The organism is Burkholderia sp. LMG 13014, from assembly GCF_905232215.1.
In the GTDB taxonomy this organism is placed as follows: Bacteria; Pseudomonadota; Gammaproteobacteria; order Burkholderiales; family Burkholderiaceae; genus Burkholderia.
The window spans coordinates 1-14,969 of the sequence record NZ_CAJNKE010000104.1 but is presented as its reverse complement, the minus strand read 5'-3'; the positions used below and the strand labels follow the sequence as shown (position 1 = coordinate 14,969).

Here is a 14,969-nt window from a genome sequence, read left to right as displayed (position 1 = left end):
GCGGTATGGAACGTCACGTTACCCTCGACCTTCGACACGATCTGGTGGATGTGCCCGTTCAGCACGGTGACCGAGCCGAAGCGGCGCAGCAGCGCCATCGTCTGCGGCGCGTCGCCGGTGCCCCAGCCCCACGGCTCGTAGATGGTCCACATCGGCATGTGCGAGAACACGACGATCGGCGTGCTCGACGAGCGGCCCTTGAGATCCTGCTCGAGCCACGCGAGCTGGTCGTCGCCGAAGCTGCCGAGCCCGTTCGGCTTGAAATGCATCACGTTGACGAGGCCGATGAAGTGCACGCCCGCGTGATCGAAGCTGTAATACCCGCGGTTGTCCGACGCCTTGCCGAACCGGCCGAAATATTCGGCGCCGGAACCGTCGGTGACGTCGTGCTCGCCGGGCACCGTATGCAGTTCCGGCACGCGCAGCGCGGACAGCAGTTGCGACGCATGGTCGAACTCCTCGGGCTTGGACAGGTGCGTGATGTCGCCGGTATGGATGGCCAGCGCGGGCATCGCCGGCATGCCGTTGACGAGGTCGATCGTCTGCTTCAGCGTGGCCGACACGTCGGGATTCGCCTCCTTGTTGAAGCCGATGTGCGTGTCGCTGATCTGTACGAACAGCGGGCGGCCCGCGTTGGCCGGGAGCGCGTCGCCGGTCTGCGCGAGCGCCAGGTCGAACGGCGTCAGGATGCCGCCCGACAACGTAAACAGTGTGCCGAGGCCGCCGAAGGCCATGCACTGCAGGGCCTTGCGTCGCGACGGGTTGGTGGGGGTCGATGAAGACATGTGAGCCTCGCATTCGTGTGACGAAACCGGACGGCCGGATCGTCCTGGAATAAACCGGCGCCTTCGTGTGCCATACCGGCGCAGTGGCGGATTTATTCCCGAGCGAGGATTTATTCCCGTGCGTTACAAGGTTGACCCCCCGTGTTCGCGGCTTGCGCGGCGCGGCGCGATTCCTGACAGATGGTCTGTCAATGTCTTGTAAGTGACACGTCACATTTGCGTCACGACCGATCGATAGCCTGCCACTCCGAGTCACCTCTCCGGAGCCCCCTTCATGCCGAATCTCGCGGCAACGGAAACCAGCGGTGCGGTCAGCAATCGCACGCGCACCCTCAGCCTCGCGCTGTTTTTTCTGATCATTGCCTGCGGCATCGTCTATGTCGGTGTGCATCTCAGCGCCGATCTCAGTCCCGTCAAGGAAAGCTCGGTCCTCCCGTTCCTGCTGCTGATCGTCGCGCTGCTGATCGCGCTCGGCTTCGAATTCGTCAACGGTTTCCACGACACCGCGAACGCGGTCGCGACCGTCATCTATACCCATTCGCTCGATCCGCACCTGGCGGTCGTCTGGTCGGGCCTCTGGAACCTGTGCGGCGTGCTCGTGTCGAGCGGCGCCGTTGCGTTCGGCATCCTGCAGTTGCTGCCGGTCGAGCTGATCCTGCAGGTGGGCAGCGGCTCGGGGTTCGCGATGGTGTTCTCGCTGCTGATCGCGGCCGTCACGTGGAACCTCGCGACCTGGTACTTCGGGCTGCCGTCGTCGAGTTCGCACACGCTCGTCGGCTCGATCATCGGCGTCGGGCTGATGAACCAGATCGTCAGCGGCCCGTCGGGCACGAGCGGCGTCGACTGGAACCAGGCGCTCGGCGTCGGCAAGGCGCTGCTGTTCTCGCCGCTGATCGGCTTCGTGCTGTCCGCGCTCGTGCTGCTGCTGTTGAAGGCGCTCGTGCGCGTGCCGGCGCTGTACCAGGAACCGAAGGGCAACAAGCCGCCGCCGTTCTGGATCCGCCTGCTGCTGATCCTCACCTGCACGGGCGTGTCGTTCGCGCACGGCTCGAACGACGGGCAGAAGGGCATGGGGCTGATCATGCTGATCCTGATCGGCGTGATGCCGACCGCCTACGCGCTGAACAAGGCCGTGACGCCCGACCAGACGAGCACGTTCGTCGCGGTGGCGCGCCACGCGTCGACGACGCTCGTCAAGTATGCGGATCCGGCCGCGCAGTCGGCCGACCCGCGCGCCGACGTCGAGGCATACGTCCGCACGCACAAGCTGACGCCCGCGACGATCCCCGCACTGGGCAAGCTCACCGACACGATCGCCGACCAGGTCGCGCAGGCCGGCGGCATCTCGAGCGTGCCGCAGAACCTCGTCGACAACGTGCGCAACAGCATGTATGTCGCGTCCGAGGCGATCCGGCTGATGGAGAAGGCGAAGGCGCCGGCGTTCTCGGTCGAGGACGCGAGCGCGCTCGAAGCGTTCAAGAAGCAGATGGACCGCGCGACGAAATTCATCCCGACCTGGGTGAAGGTCGCGGTCGCGATCGCGCTCGGCCTCGGCACGATGGTCGGCTGGAAGCGGATCGTCGTGACGGTCGGCGAGAAGATCGGCAAGTCGCATCTCACATACGGGCAGGGCGCATCGGCCGAGGCCGTTGCGATGCTGACGATCGGGATGGCGGACGCATACGGGCTGCCGGTGTCGACGACGCACGTGCTCGCGTCGGGCGTGGCCGGCACGATGACGGCGAGCGGCTCGGGCCTGCGCTGGGATACGGTGCGCAACCTGGTGCTCGCGTGGGTGCTCACGCTACCCGCATCGATCGCACTGTCGGCCGTCCTGTACTGGGCGCTGCACGGACTGTTCTGACCCGCGCCGGGGGGCGCGACGTCCGGCTGCGTCACGCGCAGCCGGTCCCATCGATTTTCAATTCAACACAAGACGCTACCGATGGATATCAGCTTCGATCCGAATCGCACCGCGAACGCTTCGGCGTGGCGCGTGCTACCCAACCGCTGGGATGCCGTCGCGTTTCCGCTGATCATCTGCCTGCTCGCGATGACGATCATCGGCTTTCACCAGACGATGGCGCCGATCGGCGTGCTGCAGACGCAGAAGATCACGCTCGATCCGTCGAACCTGCCTGAATACGCGCTGCGCACCACGCTGCGGATGCTCGCCGCGATGGTCGCGTCGCTCGTGTTCACGCTCGTCTACGGCACGCTCGCCGCGAAAAGCCGCCGCGCGGGCATGGTGCTGATCCCGATCCTCGACATCCTGCAGTCGGTGCCGGTGCTCGGCTACATCTCGTTCACCGTCACCTTCTTCATCGCGCTGTTCCCGGGCCGCGTGCTCGGCGCGGAGCTCGCGGCGATCTTCGCGATCTTCACGAGCCAGGCGTGGAACATGACGTTCAGCTTCTACCAGTCGCTGCGCACGGTGCCGCGCGATCTGCATGAAGTGTCGCGCGGCTTTCACCTGACGGCCTGGCAGCGCTTCTGGAAGCTCGAAGTGCCGTTCTCGATGCCGGGGCTGATCTGGAACATGATGATGTCGATGTCGGGCGGCTGGTTCTTCGTCGTCGCGTCGGAGGCGATCACCGTCGGCAACCAGACCATCACGCTGCCGGGCATCGGCGCGTATCTCGCGCAGGCGATCTCGGACAAGAACCTCGGCGCGGTCGGCTGGGTGATCGTCGCGATGACGGTCGTGATCCTCGCGTACGACCAGCTGCTGTTCCGCCCGCTCGTCGCGTGGTCCGACAAGTTCCGGATGGAGAACACGGCGTCGGGCGACGCGCCGCAGTCGTGGCTGCTCGACATGATGCGTCGTACGCACCTGATTCACCAGTTGCTCGTGCCGGCCGGCTGGCTGCTGTCGCAGGCTGCCCGCGTGCCGCTGCGCATCCCGTCGTTCAAGGGCGTGGGTGCGCGCGTCGTATCGAGCAAACGGTCGTCGCGGATCGGTGACGTCGTGTGGGGCGTGTTGGTGGTCCTGTTGACGGTGTATGTCGTGTGGCGCGTCGTGACTTTCGTCGCGACCGGCGTGACGATGGCCGAGGTCGGTCATGTGCTCGTGCTCGGGCTCATCACGCTGCTGCGCGTGCTGCTGCTGATCCTGATCGCATCGGTGATCTGGGTGCCGCTCGGCGTGTGGATCGGGTTGCGTCCGGCGCTGGCCGAGAAGATCCAGCCGCTCGCGCAGTTCCTCGCCGCATTCCCGGCGAACCTGCTGTTCCCGGTGTTCGTGATCGTGATCGTCCGCTTTCACCTGAATGCGGACATCTGGCTGTCGCCGCTGATCGTGCTCGGCACGCAGTGGTACATCCTGTTCAACGTGATCGCCGGCGCGATGTCCTATCCGAACGACTACAAGGAAGTGACGAAGAACTTCCATATCCGCGGCAAGCAGTGGTGGCGGCAGGCGATCCTGCCCGGCATCTTCCCGTACTACGTGACCGGTGCGATCACCGCATCGGGCGGCGCGTGGAACGCGAGCATCGTGTCCGAATTCGTGCAGTGGGGCGATACGAAGGTCGTCGCGCATGGCCTCGGCGCCTATATCGCGCAGACCACCGCCGCCGGCGATTTCCCGAAGATCATCCTGGGCATTGCCGTGATGTCCCTGTTCGTCACCCTGTTCAACCGTCTGCTGTGGCGTCCGATGTACGCCTATGCGGAAGCCCGGCTCCGTCTCGATTGAGAGTAAGCGCGATGCAAAATCCGAATGTTGTGAATGCCCCCGTCCAGACGAACCAGGCGGCCCAGCCGCCGCGTCTCGGCGAAGAAATCCTGCGCGTCGAGCATGTCAGCCGCGGTTTCAACAAGTCGCAGGGCGAGCTGCTGGTGCTCGACGATGCGAACCTGTCGCTGCGCGAAGGCGAGATCGTCGGCCTGCTCGGCCGTTCCGGCTCGGGCAAGTCGACGCTGCTGCGGATCATCGCCGGGCTGATCGAGCCGACCGGCGGCGAGGTGTCCTATCTGGGCAAGCCCCTTGACGGTCCCGCCGAAGGCGTCGCGATGGTGTTCCAGACCTTCGCGCTGTTCCCGTGGCTCACCGTGCTGCAGAACGTGGAAGCCGGTCTCGAGGCGCTCGGTGTCGACGCACGCCAGCGGCGCGAGCGTGCGCTGGCCGCGATCGACCTGATCGGTCTCGACGGCTTCGAGAACGCGTATCCGCGCGAGCTGTCGGGCGGCATGCGTCAGCGCGTGGGCTTTGCGCGCGCGCTCGTCGTCGATCCGACGATCCTGCTGATGGACGAGCCGTTCTCGGCACTCGACGTGCTGACCGCCGAGACGCTGCGTACCGACCTGCTCGACCTGTGGACGCAGGGCCGGATGCCGATCAAGTCGGTGCTGATCGTCACGCACAACATCGAGGAAGCGGTGTTCATGTGCGACCGGATCCTGGTGCTGTCGTCGAACCCGGGCCGCGTGATCGCCGAGATCAAGGTGCCGTTCAAGCATCCGCGCAACCGGCTCGACACCGATTTCCGCAAGCTGGTCGACGACATCTACGCGAAGATGACCGCGCGTGCGACCAACGAGGCGACGAAGAAGGGGCTCGAGCTCGGCAGCTGGCTGCCGCGCGTGTCGACCAACCTGATGTCCGGCCTGATCGAGACGCTCGCGATGGCGCCGTACCACGGCCGCGCGGACATGCCGGAAATCGCGCGCACGCTGCATCTGGAAGTCGACGAACTGTTCCCGATCGCCGAAGTGCTGCAGTACCTCGGCTTCGCGGACGTGCGGGAAGGGGACGTGTTCCTCACGCCGCCCGCGCGCGTGTTCGCGGAATTCGGCACGCAGGAGCGCAAGCTGATGTTCGCGGATCACCTGCTGAAGCACGTGCCGCTGGCCGCGCGGATCCGCAAGGTGCTGAACGAGCGTCCGGGCCACCGTGCGCCGCGCGTGCGCTTCGAGCAGGAGCTGGAGGATTTCCTGTCCGACGAAGCGGCCGAGGAAACGCTCGACGCGGTGATCGACTGGGGCCGTTACGGCGAAGTCTTCTCGTACAACGACAAGACCGAGGTGTTCAGCCTCGAGGATGTCGAGAGCTGAAGCCTGCGGCCGGATCGACCGGCAGCCATTGCAAAACGCGCCCCTTGCCGAGTGTCCTAACCCGAGCAAGGGGCAAGCAGATGAGCAGGGCCACGGCAGGACGGAAGGCGAACCCGGTAGAGGCAATGCGAAACCGGTCAGTCCGAAGCTGACGGAATGGTCGAGATTGCGTGCCGAAGCGGCGCGTCTGAAGCGGGCGTGCGACACCCTTTAGAACGTGTGCGCGTACTCCCCGGCACGCGCGACACGGCGTACGCGCTCATCGAATGCAATCGTCGCCACAGGCCGATCGTCCGGTGACGGGAACGGCCGGAAATCGGCATGGCCGGTTCTCGGGCGAATCAATGCCTGCCTGCGATACCGGATCGGTTGTCGGGGCGGTGCGATGCAAAAGATCATCGACGTCGCCTTCGCGCTATTCTTTTCCTTCTTGACGCGTCCAGCGTTGGCTGCCTCCATTTCCGACAAGAAAATAATTTCGGGCCGCTCGTATGCCCGCCATTCTGGAAATGTGGTGCAGTCGCGATAAATGCTCGCGATTCCCGCGGTATCGATACCCATTGGCGGAATTCGCTACCTTGCCGCGGGCGGCAACGCTTTCTATCAGACCGATAATGGAAAGCCTGTCATTGCATTCAACCCGAACGTGACAACGCGGACAAGGATATGCGCGGCGCAGCGGAATAACGTTCGCTCCGAGGCGGCTGCCGGCAAACGGTAAGATGGCGGTTTGTGGCCGGCAGGCAATCAGGCCTGGATGGACGGCGCCACACCGGCATGCCTGTGACGCGTGATGGCTTCCTGTCCTGGCGTCGCGGGCCAGGGGCGGTTTGGCGTTTCTCATTGATCAATGACAAATCCGCTGCGGGAGCGGGGCATGCCGTGTAACCGGATCGCCGGCCATTTTTGTGTATCGGGAGTCGTGCATTGAAGAGCCGGAGCATAGTGGCGATCGGGCTGATCGCGGCGACGTTGCCTTTTGGCGCGGTATCGGCAAGCGCGAGCGAAGCCGTGACTTTCACCGTTGAAGCTCAAGCGTTGCGCTATCAGTACGCGAGTCCGTCCGACAATCGAAATGCGCTCGATGAAATGCTGCAGCACGCGAGTATCGTCGGCCATTACTGGAAGCCGGTTACGGTCCTGGACATGTCGCGATGCATGACCGGTGTGGTGTGCTATCCCTCTCCGCACCTGGAGAGCGAAACGAAGGATCATCCTGTCACGGTGCAGCCCCGGGTCGTGCCCGGCCCGCCAGGGCAGGAGTCGATCCAGCTGCGGTTCGAACTGCCGGTCAGTCACCGCGGCGCGTCTCTGGACGGCGTGTCACTGGTTTTGCCGCTCAAGTTCCTGTGGCAGCAGCCGAGCGCGCAACTGGTGCTCAAGCAAGCGGACGCGGCGCTGGCAGACTATCAAAAGACCCGCCATGCATTTGAAAGCGGGGCATCGGTGACCATCAATCTGGAATTGCCGAAGGTGCTGGGCGAGCCGGGCCCCATGCTGGATCACTGTGCCGGGATTCCGAACCCGTTGAGCTGGAGCAGTTCCGGCGTCGTCGCCATCCGGACCTCTGCGCAGCTCGGGGCGCAGCGAAACGCGCCGTGGTCACCGAAGCAGGTCAACGCGGATGCGAGCAGGCTCGGAACGGAAGCAAGCTGCGCCACCTGGCGGCCGGATGTGGAGAACACCTACCGGTGGCGCGCGGAACCGTGAGCGTGTCGACGATCGGGGCCCGGCGCGTCCGGCCTCGGGGCATGGCGCTGTTGCGTGCAGTGCCCCCTCACTCCGGCAAATCCCGCTGACTGATATCCGGCTCGTTTCCCCCGGAATTGAGATGCTCGATCTTCTCCATCCGCTGCCGCGCCAGCTCCGGCAGCTGGTTCGTCACGCCGATCACGAGCGCCTCAGCGAGCGCGAGCGCCGGCACGTTGGTCTGTAGCATCGCGAACGGCTGCCCCCGGATGCGCAGCACGATCTCCGCGAACTCGCCGATAGGCGAGTGCCATTCGTCCGTGATCAGCAGCACGCGCGTGCCGAGCCGATGCGCGGCCTGCGCAAACCGAATACTGTCCCGTTGATAGCGGCGAAAATCGAAGATGACGAGCACGTCGCCGGGTCCCATGTCCGCCAGCGAGACCGACGCGAGATTCACATTCGGTTCGATATACTGAACATGTGGCCGCGCGTAGGCGAGCGTGAACGAAAACAGCGACGCGAGCGGCGCCGTGTAACGCCCGCCGCCGCAAAAGACACGCACATCCGGATCGGCCAGCAGCGCCACGGCCGCGTCGAATGCGGCCGCATCGAGCCCGTCGATCGTGGTTGCGAGCGACTCGGACAGCCGCTGGAAAATCGCCGCATGGCTGTCGCGCATGCCCATTTCCGAGTGGAATGCATCCATGCGCGCGAGCGGCGAATTCATCGCGGTGTCGATCTCGCCGTACAGCGCCTGCTGGAACGACGAGTAGTTGGGAAACCCGATCCGGACGACGAAGCGGAACACGGTCGGGTCGCTGACTTCCGCCTGCTTCGCAAACTGGGCGATGGGCCCGAGCCCGAGACTGGGATAACGATCCAGCAACGCCTGCGCGACCTTCTGTTCCGACGGCGTGAAGCTATCCATCTGGGATAACAGCAACGCCCTGATGCTCGTCCCCATCGGGCACTCCAGCTTTCTGATCTGAATGACAAACGGCAGACGGGTGTCTGCCGGCGACTCCATGCATGTTAGCCGATCGACGTGCGGCAGGCCGCCTGCGGCTCGAAATTAGAGGGACGCATCATTCGATCGCCGGATGCGTCTGTCTATGTAATAAAACAAACATACATCGAAAAGCCCCCCCGGGAACATCTGCCTTATATTCAGTGATTACCCTAGGTTTTAGCGCAAAAAAGCGAGTGCTATGATCGCGGCCTCGCCGGAATGTATTGTTTATTACATGCCGGATTGGCAGCGCCGGCACGCGATGACGCGGCGGCGCATCCCGGCCTAGCCCGGTTTATTTGTCTGGAGGATTCCGTCATGAGGCGGCTCGTAGTACTCACCCTGTTGTCGGCCATGAGCGTGTGCGCGTTCGCCGCTTCGGACCCCGCGGTTGAAGCGAAGAACGGCATGGTCGTGTCCTCGCAGCATTTCGCGTCGCAAATCGGCGTCGACATCCTGAAGGAAGGCGGCAACGCGGTGGACGCCGCGGTGGCGGTCGGTTACGCGCAAGCGGTGACCAATCCGTGCTGCGGCAACATCGGCGGCGGCGGCTTCATGACCGTGCACCTGGCCGACGGCCGCGACCGCTTCATCAATTTCCGCGAGACGGCGCCGGCCGCGGCATCGGCGAACATGTATCTCGACGCGAAGGGCAACGTCATTCAGGACGACAGCCTGTACGGCTATCGCGCGGTCGGCGTGCCGGGCACGGTTGCCGGCCTCGATCTCGCGCAGCGCAAGTACGGCAAGCTGACGCGCAAGCAGGTGATGGCGCCGGCGATCCGGCTCGCGCGCGACGGCTTCGTGCTGACGCGCGCCGATACGGACATCCTCGACACGACGATCGACCGCTTCAAGACGGACCCGGATGCGGCCCGCATCTTCCTGCGGCCGGACGGCACGCCGCTGCAACCGGGCGATCACCTGGTGCAGAAGGACCTGGCCCGCACGCTGGAGCGCATCGCGGAGCAGGGGCCTGACGCGTTCTATCACGGCGAGATCCCGAAGATCGTCGAGGCCGCGGCCAGGAAGGGCGGCGGCCTGATCACGGCGGCCGATTTCGCGTCGTACCGCGCGCAGGACATCGCGCCGCTGACGTGCACGTATCGCGGCTACGAGTTCGTGTCGGCTCCGCCGCCGAGCTCGGGCGGCGTGACGATGTGCGAGACGCTGAACATCCTCGAAGGGTACGACATGCGCAAGCTTGGCTACCATTCGGCCGCGGCGGTTCACTACATGACCGAAGCGATGCGCCACGCGTATGAAGACCGCAACACGCTGCTTGGCGACCCGAACTTCATCGACAATCCGGTCGCGAAGCTGACGAGCAAGGACTACGCCGCGCAAATCCGCAAGAGCATCCATGCCGATACGGCAACGCCGTCGGTCGACGTGCAGCCGGGTGTCGGCGTGCACGAGAAGCCGGAGACGACGCATTACTCGATCATCGACCATGACGGCAACGCGGTTTCGACGACCTACACGGTCAACGGCCGCTTCGGCGCCGTGGTCATCGCGCCGGGCACGGGCTTCTTCCTGAACGACGAGATGGACGACTTCACCGTGAAGGTCGGCGCGCAGAACCTGTTCGGTCTCGTGCAGGGCACGCGCAACTCGATCGCACCGGGCAAGCGTCCGCTGTCGTCGATGGCGCCGACCATCGTGAAGAAGGACGGCAAGGTGTTCATGGTGGTCGGCTCGCCGGGCGGCTCGCGCATCATCACGATCACGCTGCAGACGGTGCTGAACGTGATCGACTACGGGATGACGCCGCAGGACGCGGTCACCGCGCCGCGCATCCACCACCAGTGGCTGCCCGACGAGGTCTATTACGAAACCTACGGCCTGTCGCCCGACACGCTCGCGATCCTGCGCAACATGGGCTACAAGATGGTCGAGCAGACGCCGTGGGGCGCCGCCGAGCTGATCATGGTCGGCCTGCCGGGTACCGAAGCGGCGAGCCGCCAGAGTTCCGGGAACGATTCGTCCGTGTCCGGCAACGTGCGGGTCGGCTTCATCTACGGCTACAACGACCCGCGCCGGCCGGCCGGTTCGGCGATCGGTTACTGACCTGATCTGATTGCATCATGCTGAATCGCTGCCGCCGGCGTTCGCCTCTGCGCGAATGCCGTTGCGGCGGCAGCACGTCAGTTCGCGGACATCCGCGAGCCTGACCGGCGCCGGCGCCCGTGCCCGACACACCGGGCACGACCGGCTTGCCACGCGCGCCCCCTGGCACGGCACGGGATGCGCGCCTTTCATCCGTCAACTTCTTCCCGTGCGTCGAATTCCGTTATGAACAAACGAATGTCCGCGGCAGGCTGGATCCTGCTCGCGATGGCAGCCGGCATCCTGCTCGGCTACATGATCTATACGCAAATGCCGGACAAGCAGGCCGCGACGGAGATCGCCGGCTACATCTCGCTGGTGTCCGACGTGTTCCTGCGGCTGATCAAGATGGTGATCGGCCCGCTGGTGTTCTCGACGCTGGTCGTCGGCATCGCGCACATGGGCGACGCGTCGTCGGTGGGCCGCGTGTTCGTGAAGGCGCTCGGCTGGTTCATCACCGCGTCGCTGATCTCGCTGCTGCTCGGGCTGCTGATGGCGAACCTGCTGCGCCCCGGCGAAAACCTCGGGCTGCCGCTGCCGGATATCGGCGCGTCCGCGCATCTCGCGACGTCCAAGTTCACGCTGAAGGATTTCGTCGGCCACATGGTGCCGAAGTCGATCGCCGAAGCGATGGCGAACAACGAGATCCTGCAGATCGTCGTGTTCTCGATGTTCTTCGGCGTCGCGCTCGCGTCGCTCGGCGAACGCGCCAGGATTCTCGTCGCGGCGATCGACCAGCTCGCGCACGTGATGCTGAAGATCACCGGCTACGTGATGAAGCTTGCGCCGCTCGCGGTGCTGGCGGCGATGGCATCGACCGTCGCGATCAACGGCCTGTCGATCCTGCTGAAGTTCGCGGTGTTCATGGGCGACTTCTACCTGAGCCTGTTCCTGCTGTGGGGTACGCTCGTCGCCGCCGGGCTGCTGTTCCTCGGCCGCCGCGTGTTCAAGCTGCTGGTGCTGATCAAGGAAGCGTTCATGCTGTCGTTCGCGACCGCGAGCTCGGAAGCCGCCTATCCGAAGATCCTCGATGCGCTCGACCGTTTCGGCGTGCGCCGCAAGATCTCGAGCTTCGTGATGCCGATGGGCTATTCGTTCAACCTCGACGGCTCGATGATGTACTGCACGTTCGCGTCGCTGTTCATCGCGCAGGCATACGGCATTCACCTGTCGCTCGGCACGCAGGTCACGATGCTGCTGATCCTGATGCTGACGTCGAAAGGCATGGCCGGCGTGCCGCGCGCGTCGCTCGTCGTGATCGCCGCGACGCTGCACCAGTTCAACATCCCGGAAGCGGGGCTGCTGTTGATTCTCGGCGTCGATACGTTCCTCGACATGGGCCGTTCGGCCACGAACGCGGTGGGCAACTCGATCGCCAGCGCGGTGGTCGCGAAATGGGAAGGCGAGCTGATGCCGGAAGCGGAAGCCGAAGCGAATGCGGCGCGGCTGGATGCGGAAGCCGAAGCACGCAAGAACGAGGCGGTTCGCGATACGGATCGCGTCACCACTGCCTGAACCGGGATCCCGGGTCGAATCCCGGGCTTTCAGGCCGCCTCGGCGGGGCGGGCCGCGTCGATGCACGCGGCCAGCACCATCGCGGCGGCGTTGCCCGGCGTCGAGCCGAGCAATTGCGGCGCAAAGACGCTGTCGCCGATCTCGATCGGCTGCCCCGACAGCGCGCACACGCCGCGCTTGCGCGTGGTGAACAGCCGCCACTTCTGATAACCGTAGTGCCCGGTGCACGCGTCGCGCCATGAAATCATCACGGTGTCGGCCGCGGGTCGCTCGAGCACGCTGATGGACGGCTTGCTCGTCGCGTCCCATGACGGCAGCCGGTCGCGCGTGACGCTGCGTCGCCGCGGCAGGCCCCACGAGACGGACGGCATGTCGAAGCTGCTGATCGCGGCGACAGTCACGAGCCAGGGCGCTAAACGGTTGTTCATGTCAGTTTTCCTCGAAACGTTACGCGACACCGCCACGCGCGGTATCACGAGAGCCGGATGCGCGGCTGCACGCAGCCGTTGATCCGTTCGGCGATCCACAGCAGGGTCGCCTTGGAGAAGCCGTGCAGCGCCTGCTGGTGCCGCCGGTAGAGCATCAGGTGGCTGAACTGCGCGAAACGCCCCTGGATGAAGCCGCCGCGAAAGAACCCGAACTGCCCGAGCGTGCCGAACGCGTCGTAGTCGCTGATCGACACGAGCGCGCCGAAATCGTGGAACGCGAACGGCGGAATCGGCGTGCCGTCGAGCCATGCGGGCAGGTGCTTCGCGAGATGCTCGGCCTGCTGCGTCGCGACTTGCGCGGTGGGCGGCAGCGGCCGTTCGTGGCCGTCGGGCAGCAGGCTCGCGCAGTCGCCGATCGCGAACACGTGTTCGTCGCCGGTGGCCTGCAGCGTCGGCCCGATGACGATCTGGTTCGCGCGATTCGTGTCGAGCCCGTCGAGCGCCTGCATGAAATCGGGCGCCTTCACGCCGGCTGCCCACACCATCAGGTCCGCTTCTGCAAACGAACCGTCGCCGTAGTGAAAGCCGTTTGCGTCGGCCGACGTGACGCGGGTGGACGTCAGCACATGAAAGCCGATCTGTTCGAGCCGCCGCTGCGCGGACGCGGAAATCCGCGGCGGAAACGCGGCGAGGATGCGCGGGCCGCTTTCGAGCAGCGTGAGTTGCAGCCGCTCGCGCACCGTCGCGTCGCCATAGGCCTGCGCGACTTCCAGCAAGCGGCTCAGCTCCGCCGCGAGCTCCACGCCGGTCGCGCCCGCGCCGACGATCGCGACGCGGAACGGTTCGTCGCGCGCGATGCTGCGAAATACGCGCACCCGCAACGCTTCGTTGAAGGTCTCGGCCTGCTTCTGGCTGTCGATGAAATAGCAGTGCTCGCGCACGCCCGGCACGCCGAAATCGTTGGCCTGGCTGCCGAGTGCAAGGATCAGCACGTCATATTCGAGTTCGCGTGCCTCGAGCACCAGTTCGCCGTCCTGCGAGCGGATCTCGCCGAGCTGCACGCGGCGGCGCGCGCGATCGAGCCCCGTCAGTTCGCCGGGCTGGTACGAGTAGCCGTGATCACGTGCATGGGCGAGGAAGATCACCTGCTGCTGCTGGACGTCGCGCGTACCGGCCGCGATCGTGTGCAACATCGGCTTCCAGATGTGGGTCGGGCTGCGGTCGACGATGGTGACCTGCGCGCGTCCGGACCGGCCGAGGCGCTCGCCCAGGCGGGTGGCGAGCTGCAGTCCGGCGATCCCGCCGCCGACGATGACGATGCGTGTAGGGGTTGTCATGTATAAATCATCACGTGATGAATAAGGTATGATCCTAGCGCTTCCCGGCTTCGCGTGTCAACGGAGCGGGGCAGGTCACCCGGTTTTCGGCGCCGTTAAAGCGGGGCCTGAACAGGGGTATTCGAATCATTCAAGGAGAGCAGGAGAACGTGGCTGAAGTCACTGAGCGCGCGCCGGCCAAGCGGCGTATGCGAGGGCGGCCGCTGGCCGGGGCGTCGGTGGGGCCTGACGTGATACTGCGGGCCGCGCGTCGCACGTTCGCGAAGCGTGGTTACGACGCAACGAGCGTGCGCGAGGTCGCGCGCGAGCTGGGGGTCGATGCGGCACTGATCGCGCACCATTTCGGGACGAAGGAAACGTTGTGGCTGGCGGTCGTCGAGCAGATCGCCGAGCTGGCCGAGCCGATGTTCGACGCGCTGCGCGCGTTGCGCACGTCGCCGCTGTCGCAGCGCGACCGCGTGCGGCGCGCGATCGAGCTGTGCGTCGACCATGAGTTCGACGAGCCCGACATGGGCATGTTCTTCTCGACGGCGGCGACCGAAGTGGGCGGGCGGCTCGACCGGCTGCAGGAGCGGATCGTGCGCCCGTATTACGACGTGATGTTCCCGCTGCTGTCGGATGCGGTGGAGGCCGGCGTGATCCGCCCGGTCGAGCCGACGGTGCTGTTCTTCATGATCGCGAGCGCGATCGGCACGACAGTGTCGTATAGCCACATGATGCTGGAGTACACGTCGCTGCCCACCCGGCAGGATGCATTTCGGCAGGCCGTGGTCGACGTCGCGTTCAACGTCGTCGGCGGCTGAGCGCCGCGCGCGCTGCGCGCAGTCACATCACCCATACCAGGTCCAGTTCGCGCTCCGCGCTTCGCGCGGTCTCGCGCAGCGCATCGACGAGCGGCGATGGCGTCCGGTACGCGATCGCCGGCTCGTACGCGAGCGGGCTGCCCGCATCCTTCAATTCGCAGAACGTCATGCCTTGCGGCTGCATCGGCACGAACACGCGCGGCATCGGCGCGACGCCGATGCCGCCCGCGACGAGC

General features: G+C 65.4%; 12 protein-coding genes and 1 pseudogene. 7 read left to right on the top strand and 6 right to left on the bottom strand.

Translation table 11 applies throughout. The features are described 5' to 3' along the window. Nucleotides 1-785 (bottom strand): metallophosphoesterase (locus JYJ84_RS13890; RefSeq protein WP_205189227.1); only part of this gene is annotated, 785 nt, incomplete at its 3' end. A 274-nt stretch (nucleotides 786-1,059) separates the two neighbouring features. Here JYJ84_RS13890 and JYJ84_RS13885 point away from each other — a divergent pair. The 3 genes from JYJ84_RS13885 to JYJ84_RS13875 all read left to right on the top strand — a co-directional run bounded on the left by JYJ84_RS13885 (nucleotide 1,060) and on the right by JYJ84_RS13875 (nucleotide 5,840). Continuing rightward, a complete protein-coding gene (locus JYJ84_RS13885) occupies nucleotides 1,060-2,649 on the top strand; it encodes an inorganic phosphate transporter (RefSeq protein ID WP_122947544.1) in 1,590 nt (529 codons plus the stop codon). Between the two features lie 81 nt (nucleotides 2,650-2,730). Further along, the gene (locus JYJ84_RS13880; RefSeq protein WP_174960566.1) at nucleotides 2,731-4,482 is read left to right on the top strand and encodes an ABC transporter permease subunit; all 1,752 of its coding nucleotides are present in this window, start codon (nucleotides 2,731-2,733) and stop codon (nucleotides 4,480-4,482) included. 11 nt (nucleotides 4,483-4,493) lie between these two features. Beyond that, on the top strand, nucleotides 4,494-5,840 hold the full coding sequence (locus JYJ84_RS13875; RefSeq protein WP_122947542.1) for an AAA-associated domain-containing protein: 1,347 nt from the start codon (nucleotides 4,494-4,496) through the stop codon (nucleotides 5,838-5,840). A 210-nt stretch (nucleotides 5,841-6,050) separates the two neighbouring features. Here JYJ84_RS13875 and JYJ84_RS13870 read toward each other — a convergent pair whose 3' ends face one another. Continuing rightward, a complete protein-coding gene (locus tag JYJ84_RS13870; RefSeq protein ID WP_175220288.1) occupies nucleotides 6,051-6,401 on the bottom strand; it encodes a hypothetical protein in 351 nt (116 codons plus the stop codon). A gap of 384 nt (nucleotides 6,402-6,785) precedes the next feature. Here JYJ84_RS13870 and JYJ84_RS13865 point away from each other — a divergent pair, with 384 nt between their 5' ends. Next, nucleotides 6,786-7,550: a hypothetical protein gene (locus JYJ84_RS13865; protein WP_175220290.1), complete on the top strand. Its 765-nt coding sequence runs from the start codon at nucleotides 6,786-6,788 to the stop codon at nucleotides 7,548-7,550. Between the two features lie 67 nt (nucleotides 7,551-7,617). Here JYJ84_RS13865 and JYJ84_RS13860 read toward each other — a convergent pair whose 3' ends face one another. Beyond that, nucleotides 7,618-8,496, bottom strand: a complete 879-nt coding sequence (locus JYJ84_RS13860) for a MurR/RpiR family transcriptional regulator (RefSeq protein WP_122947539.1) — start codon at nucleotides 8,494-8,496, stop codon at nucleotides 7,618-7,620. 363 nt (nucleotides 8,497-8,859) lie between these two features. Between JYJ84_RS13860 and ggt the strand changes: the two genes are divergently transcribed. After that, on the top strand, nucleotides 8,860-10,611 hold the full coding sequence (gene ggt / locus JYJ84_RS13855; protein WP_175220292.1) for a gamma-glutamyltransferase: 1,752 nt from the start codon (nucleotides 8,860-8,862) through the stop codon (nucleotides 10,609-10,611). A gap of 225 nt (nucleotides 10,612-10,836) precedes the next feature. Then, on the top strand, nucleotides 10,837-12,165 hold the full coding sequence (locus tag JYJ84_RS13850; RefSeq protein WP_175220294.1) for a dicarboxylate/amino acid:cation symporter: 1,329 nt from the start codon (nucleotides 10,837-10,839) through the stop codon (nucleotides 12,163-12,165). Nucleotides 12,166-12,194: 29 nt separating this feature from the next. Here the strand turns inward: JYJ84_RS13850 and JYJ84_RS13845 are convergent, their stop codons facing one another. Together JYJ84_RS13845 and JYJ84_RS13840 are read right to left on the bottom strand one after the other, a co-directional pair. Beyond that, nucleotides 12,195-12,593 (bottom strand): DUF3331 domain-containing protein, encoded by a 399-nt coding sequence (locus JYJ84_RS13845; RefSeq protein ID WP_175220296.1) that lies wholly within the window; start codon nucleotides 12,591-12,593, stop codon nucleotides 12,195-12,197. 44 nt (nucleotides 12,594-12,637) lie between these two features. Beyond that, nucleotides 12,638-13,930, bottom strand: coding sequence for an NAD(P)/FAD-dependent oxidoreductase (locus JYJ84_RS13840; protein ID WP_175220298.1), 1,293 nt, complete (start codon nucleotides 13,928-13,930; stop codon nucleotides 12,638-12,640). A 149-nt stretch (nucleotides 13,931-14,079) separates the two neighbouring features. On the opposite strand from JYJ84_RS13840, the gene JYJ84_RS13835 reads away from it, so the two are divergent. Further along, entirely contained in the window at nucleotides 14,080-14,733 is a 654-nt protein-coding gene (locus tag JYJ84_RS13835) for a TetR/AcrR family transcriptional regulator (protein ID WP_174960554.1), read from the top strand. Nucleotides 14,734-14,755: 22 nt separating this feature from the next. Here JYJ84_RS13835 and JYJ84_RS13830 read toward each other — a convergent pair. Further along, nucleotides 14,756-14,969 (bottom strand): annotated as a pseudogene (locus tag JYJ84_RS13830) (LysR family transcriptional regulator); the annotation flags it as partial.

Bases quoted from the DNA above. Each gene is read 5' to 3' on its own strand.
- JYJ84_RS13875 (WP_122947542.1), top strand. From the start codon at position 4,494: ATGCAAAATCCGAATGTTGTGAATGCCCCCGTCCAGACGAACCAGGCG.
- JYJ84_RS13885 (WP_122947544.1), top strand. From the start codon at position 1,060: ATGCCGAATCTCGCGGCAACGGAAACCAGCGGTGCGGTCAGCAATCGC.
- JYJ84_RS13845 (WP_175220296.1), bottom strand. From the start codon at position 12,593: ATGAACAACCGTTTAGCGCCCTGGCTCGTGACTGTCGCCGCGATCAGC.
- JYJ84_RS13880 (WP_174960566.1), top strand. From the start codon at position 2,731: ATGGATATCAGCTTCGATCCGAATCGCACCGCGAACGCTTCGGCGTGG.
- JYJ84_RS13860 (WP_122947539.1), bottom strand. From the start codon at position 8,496: ATGGGGACGAGCATCAGGGCGTTGCTGTTATCCCAGATGGATAGCTTC.
- JYJ84_RS13870 (WP_175220288.1), bottom strand. From the start codon at position 6,401: ATGGGTATCGATACCGCGGGAATCGCGAGCATTTATCGCGACTGCACC.
- JYJ84_RS13840 (WP_175220298.1), bottom strand. From the start codon at position 13,930: ATGACAACCCCTACACGCATCGTCATCGTCGGCGGCGGGATCGCCGGA.
- ggt (WP_175220292.1), top strand. From the start codon at position 8,860: ATGAGGCGGCTCGTAGTACTCACCCTGTTGTCGGCCATGAGCGTGTGC.
- JYJ84_RS13850 (WP_175220294.1), top strand. From the start codon at position 10,837: ATGAACAAACGAATGTCCGCGGCAGGCTGGATCCTGCTCGCGATGGCA.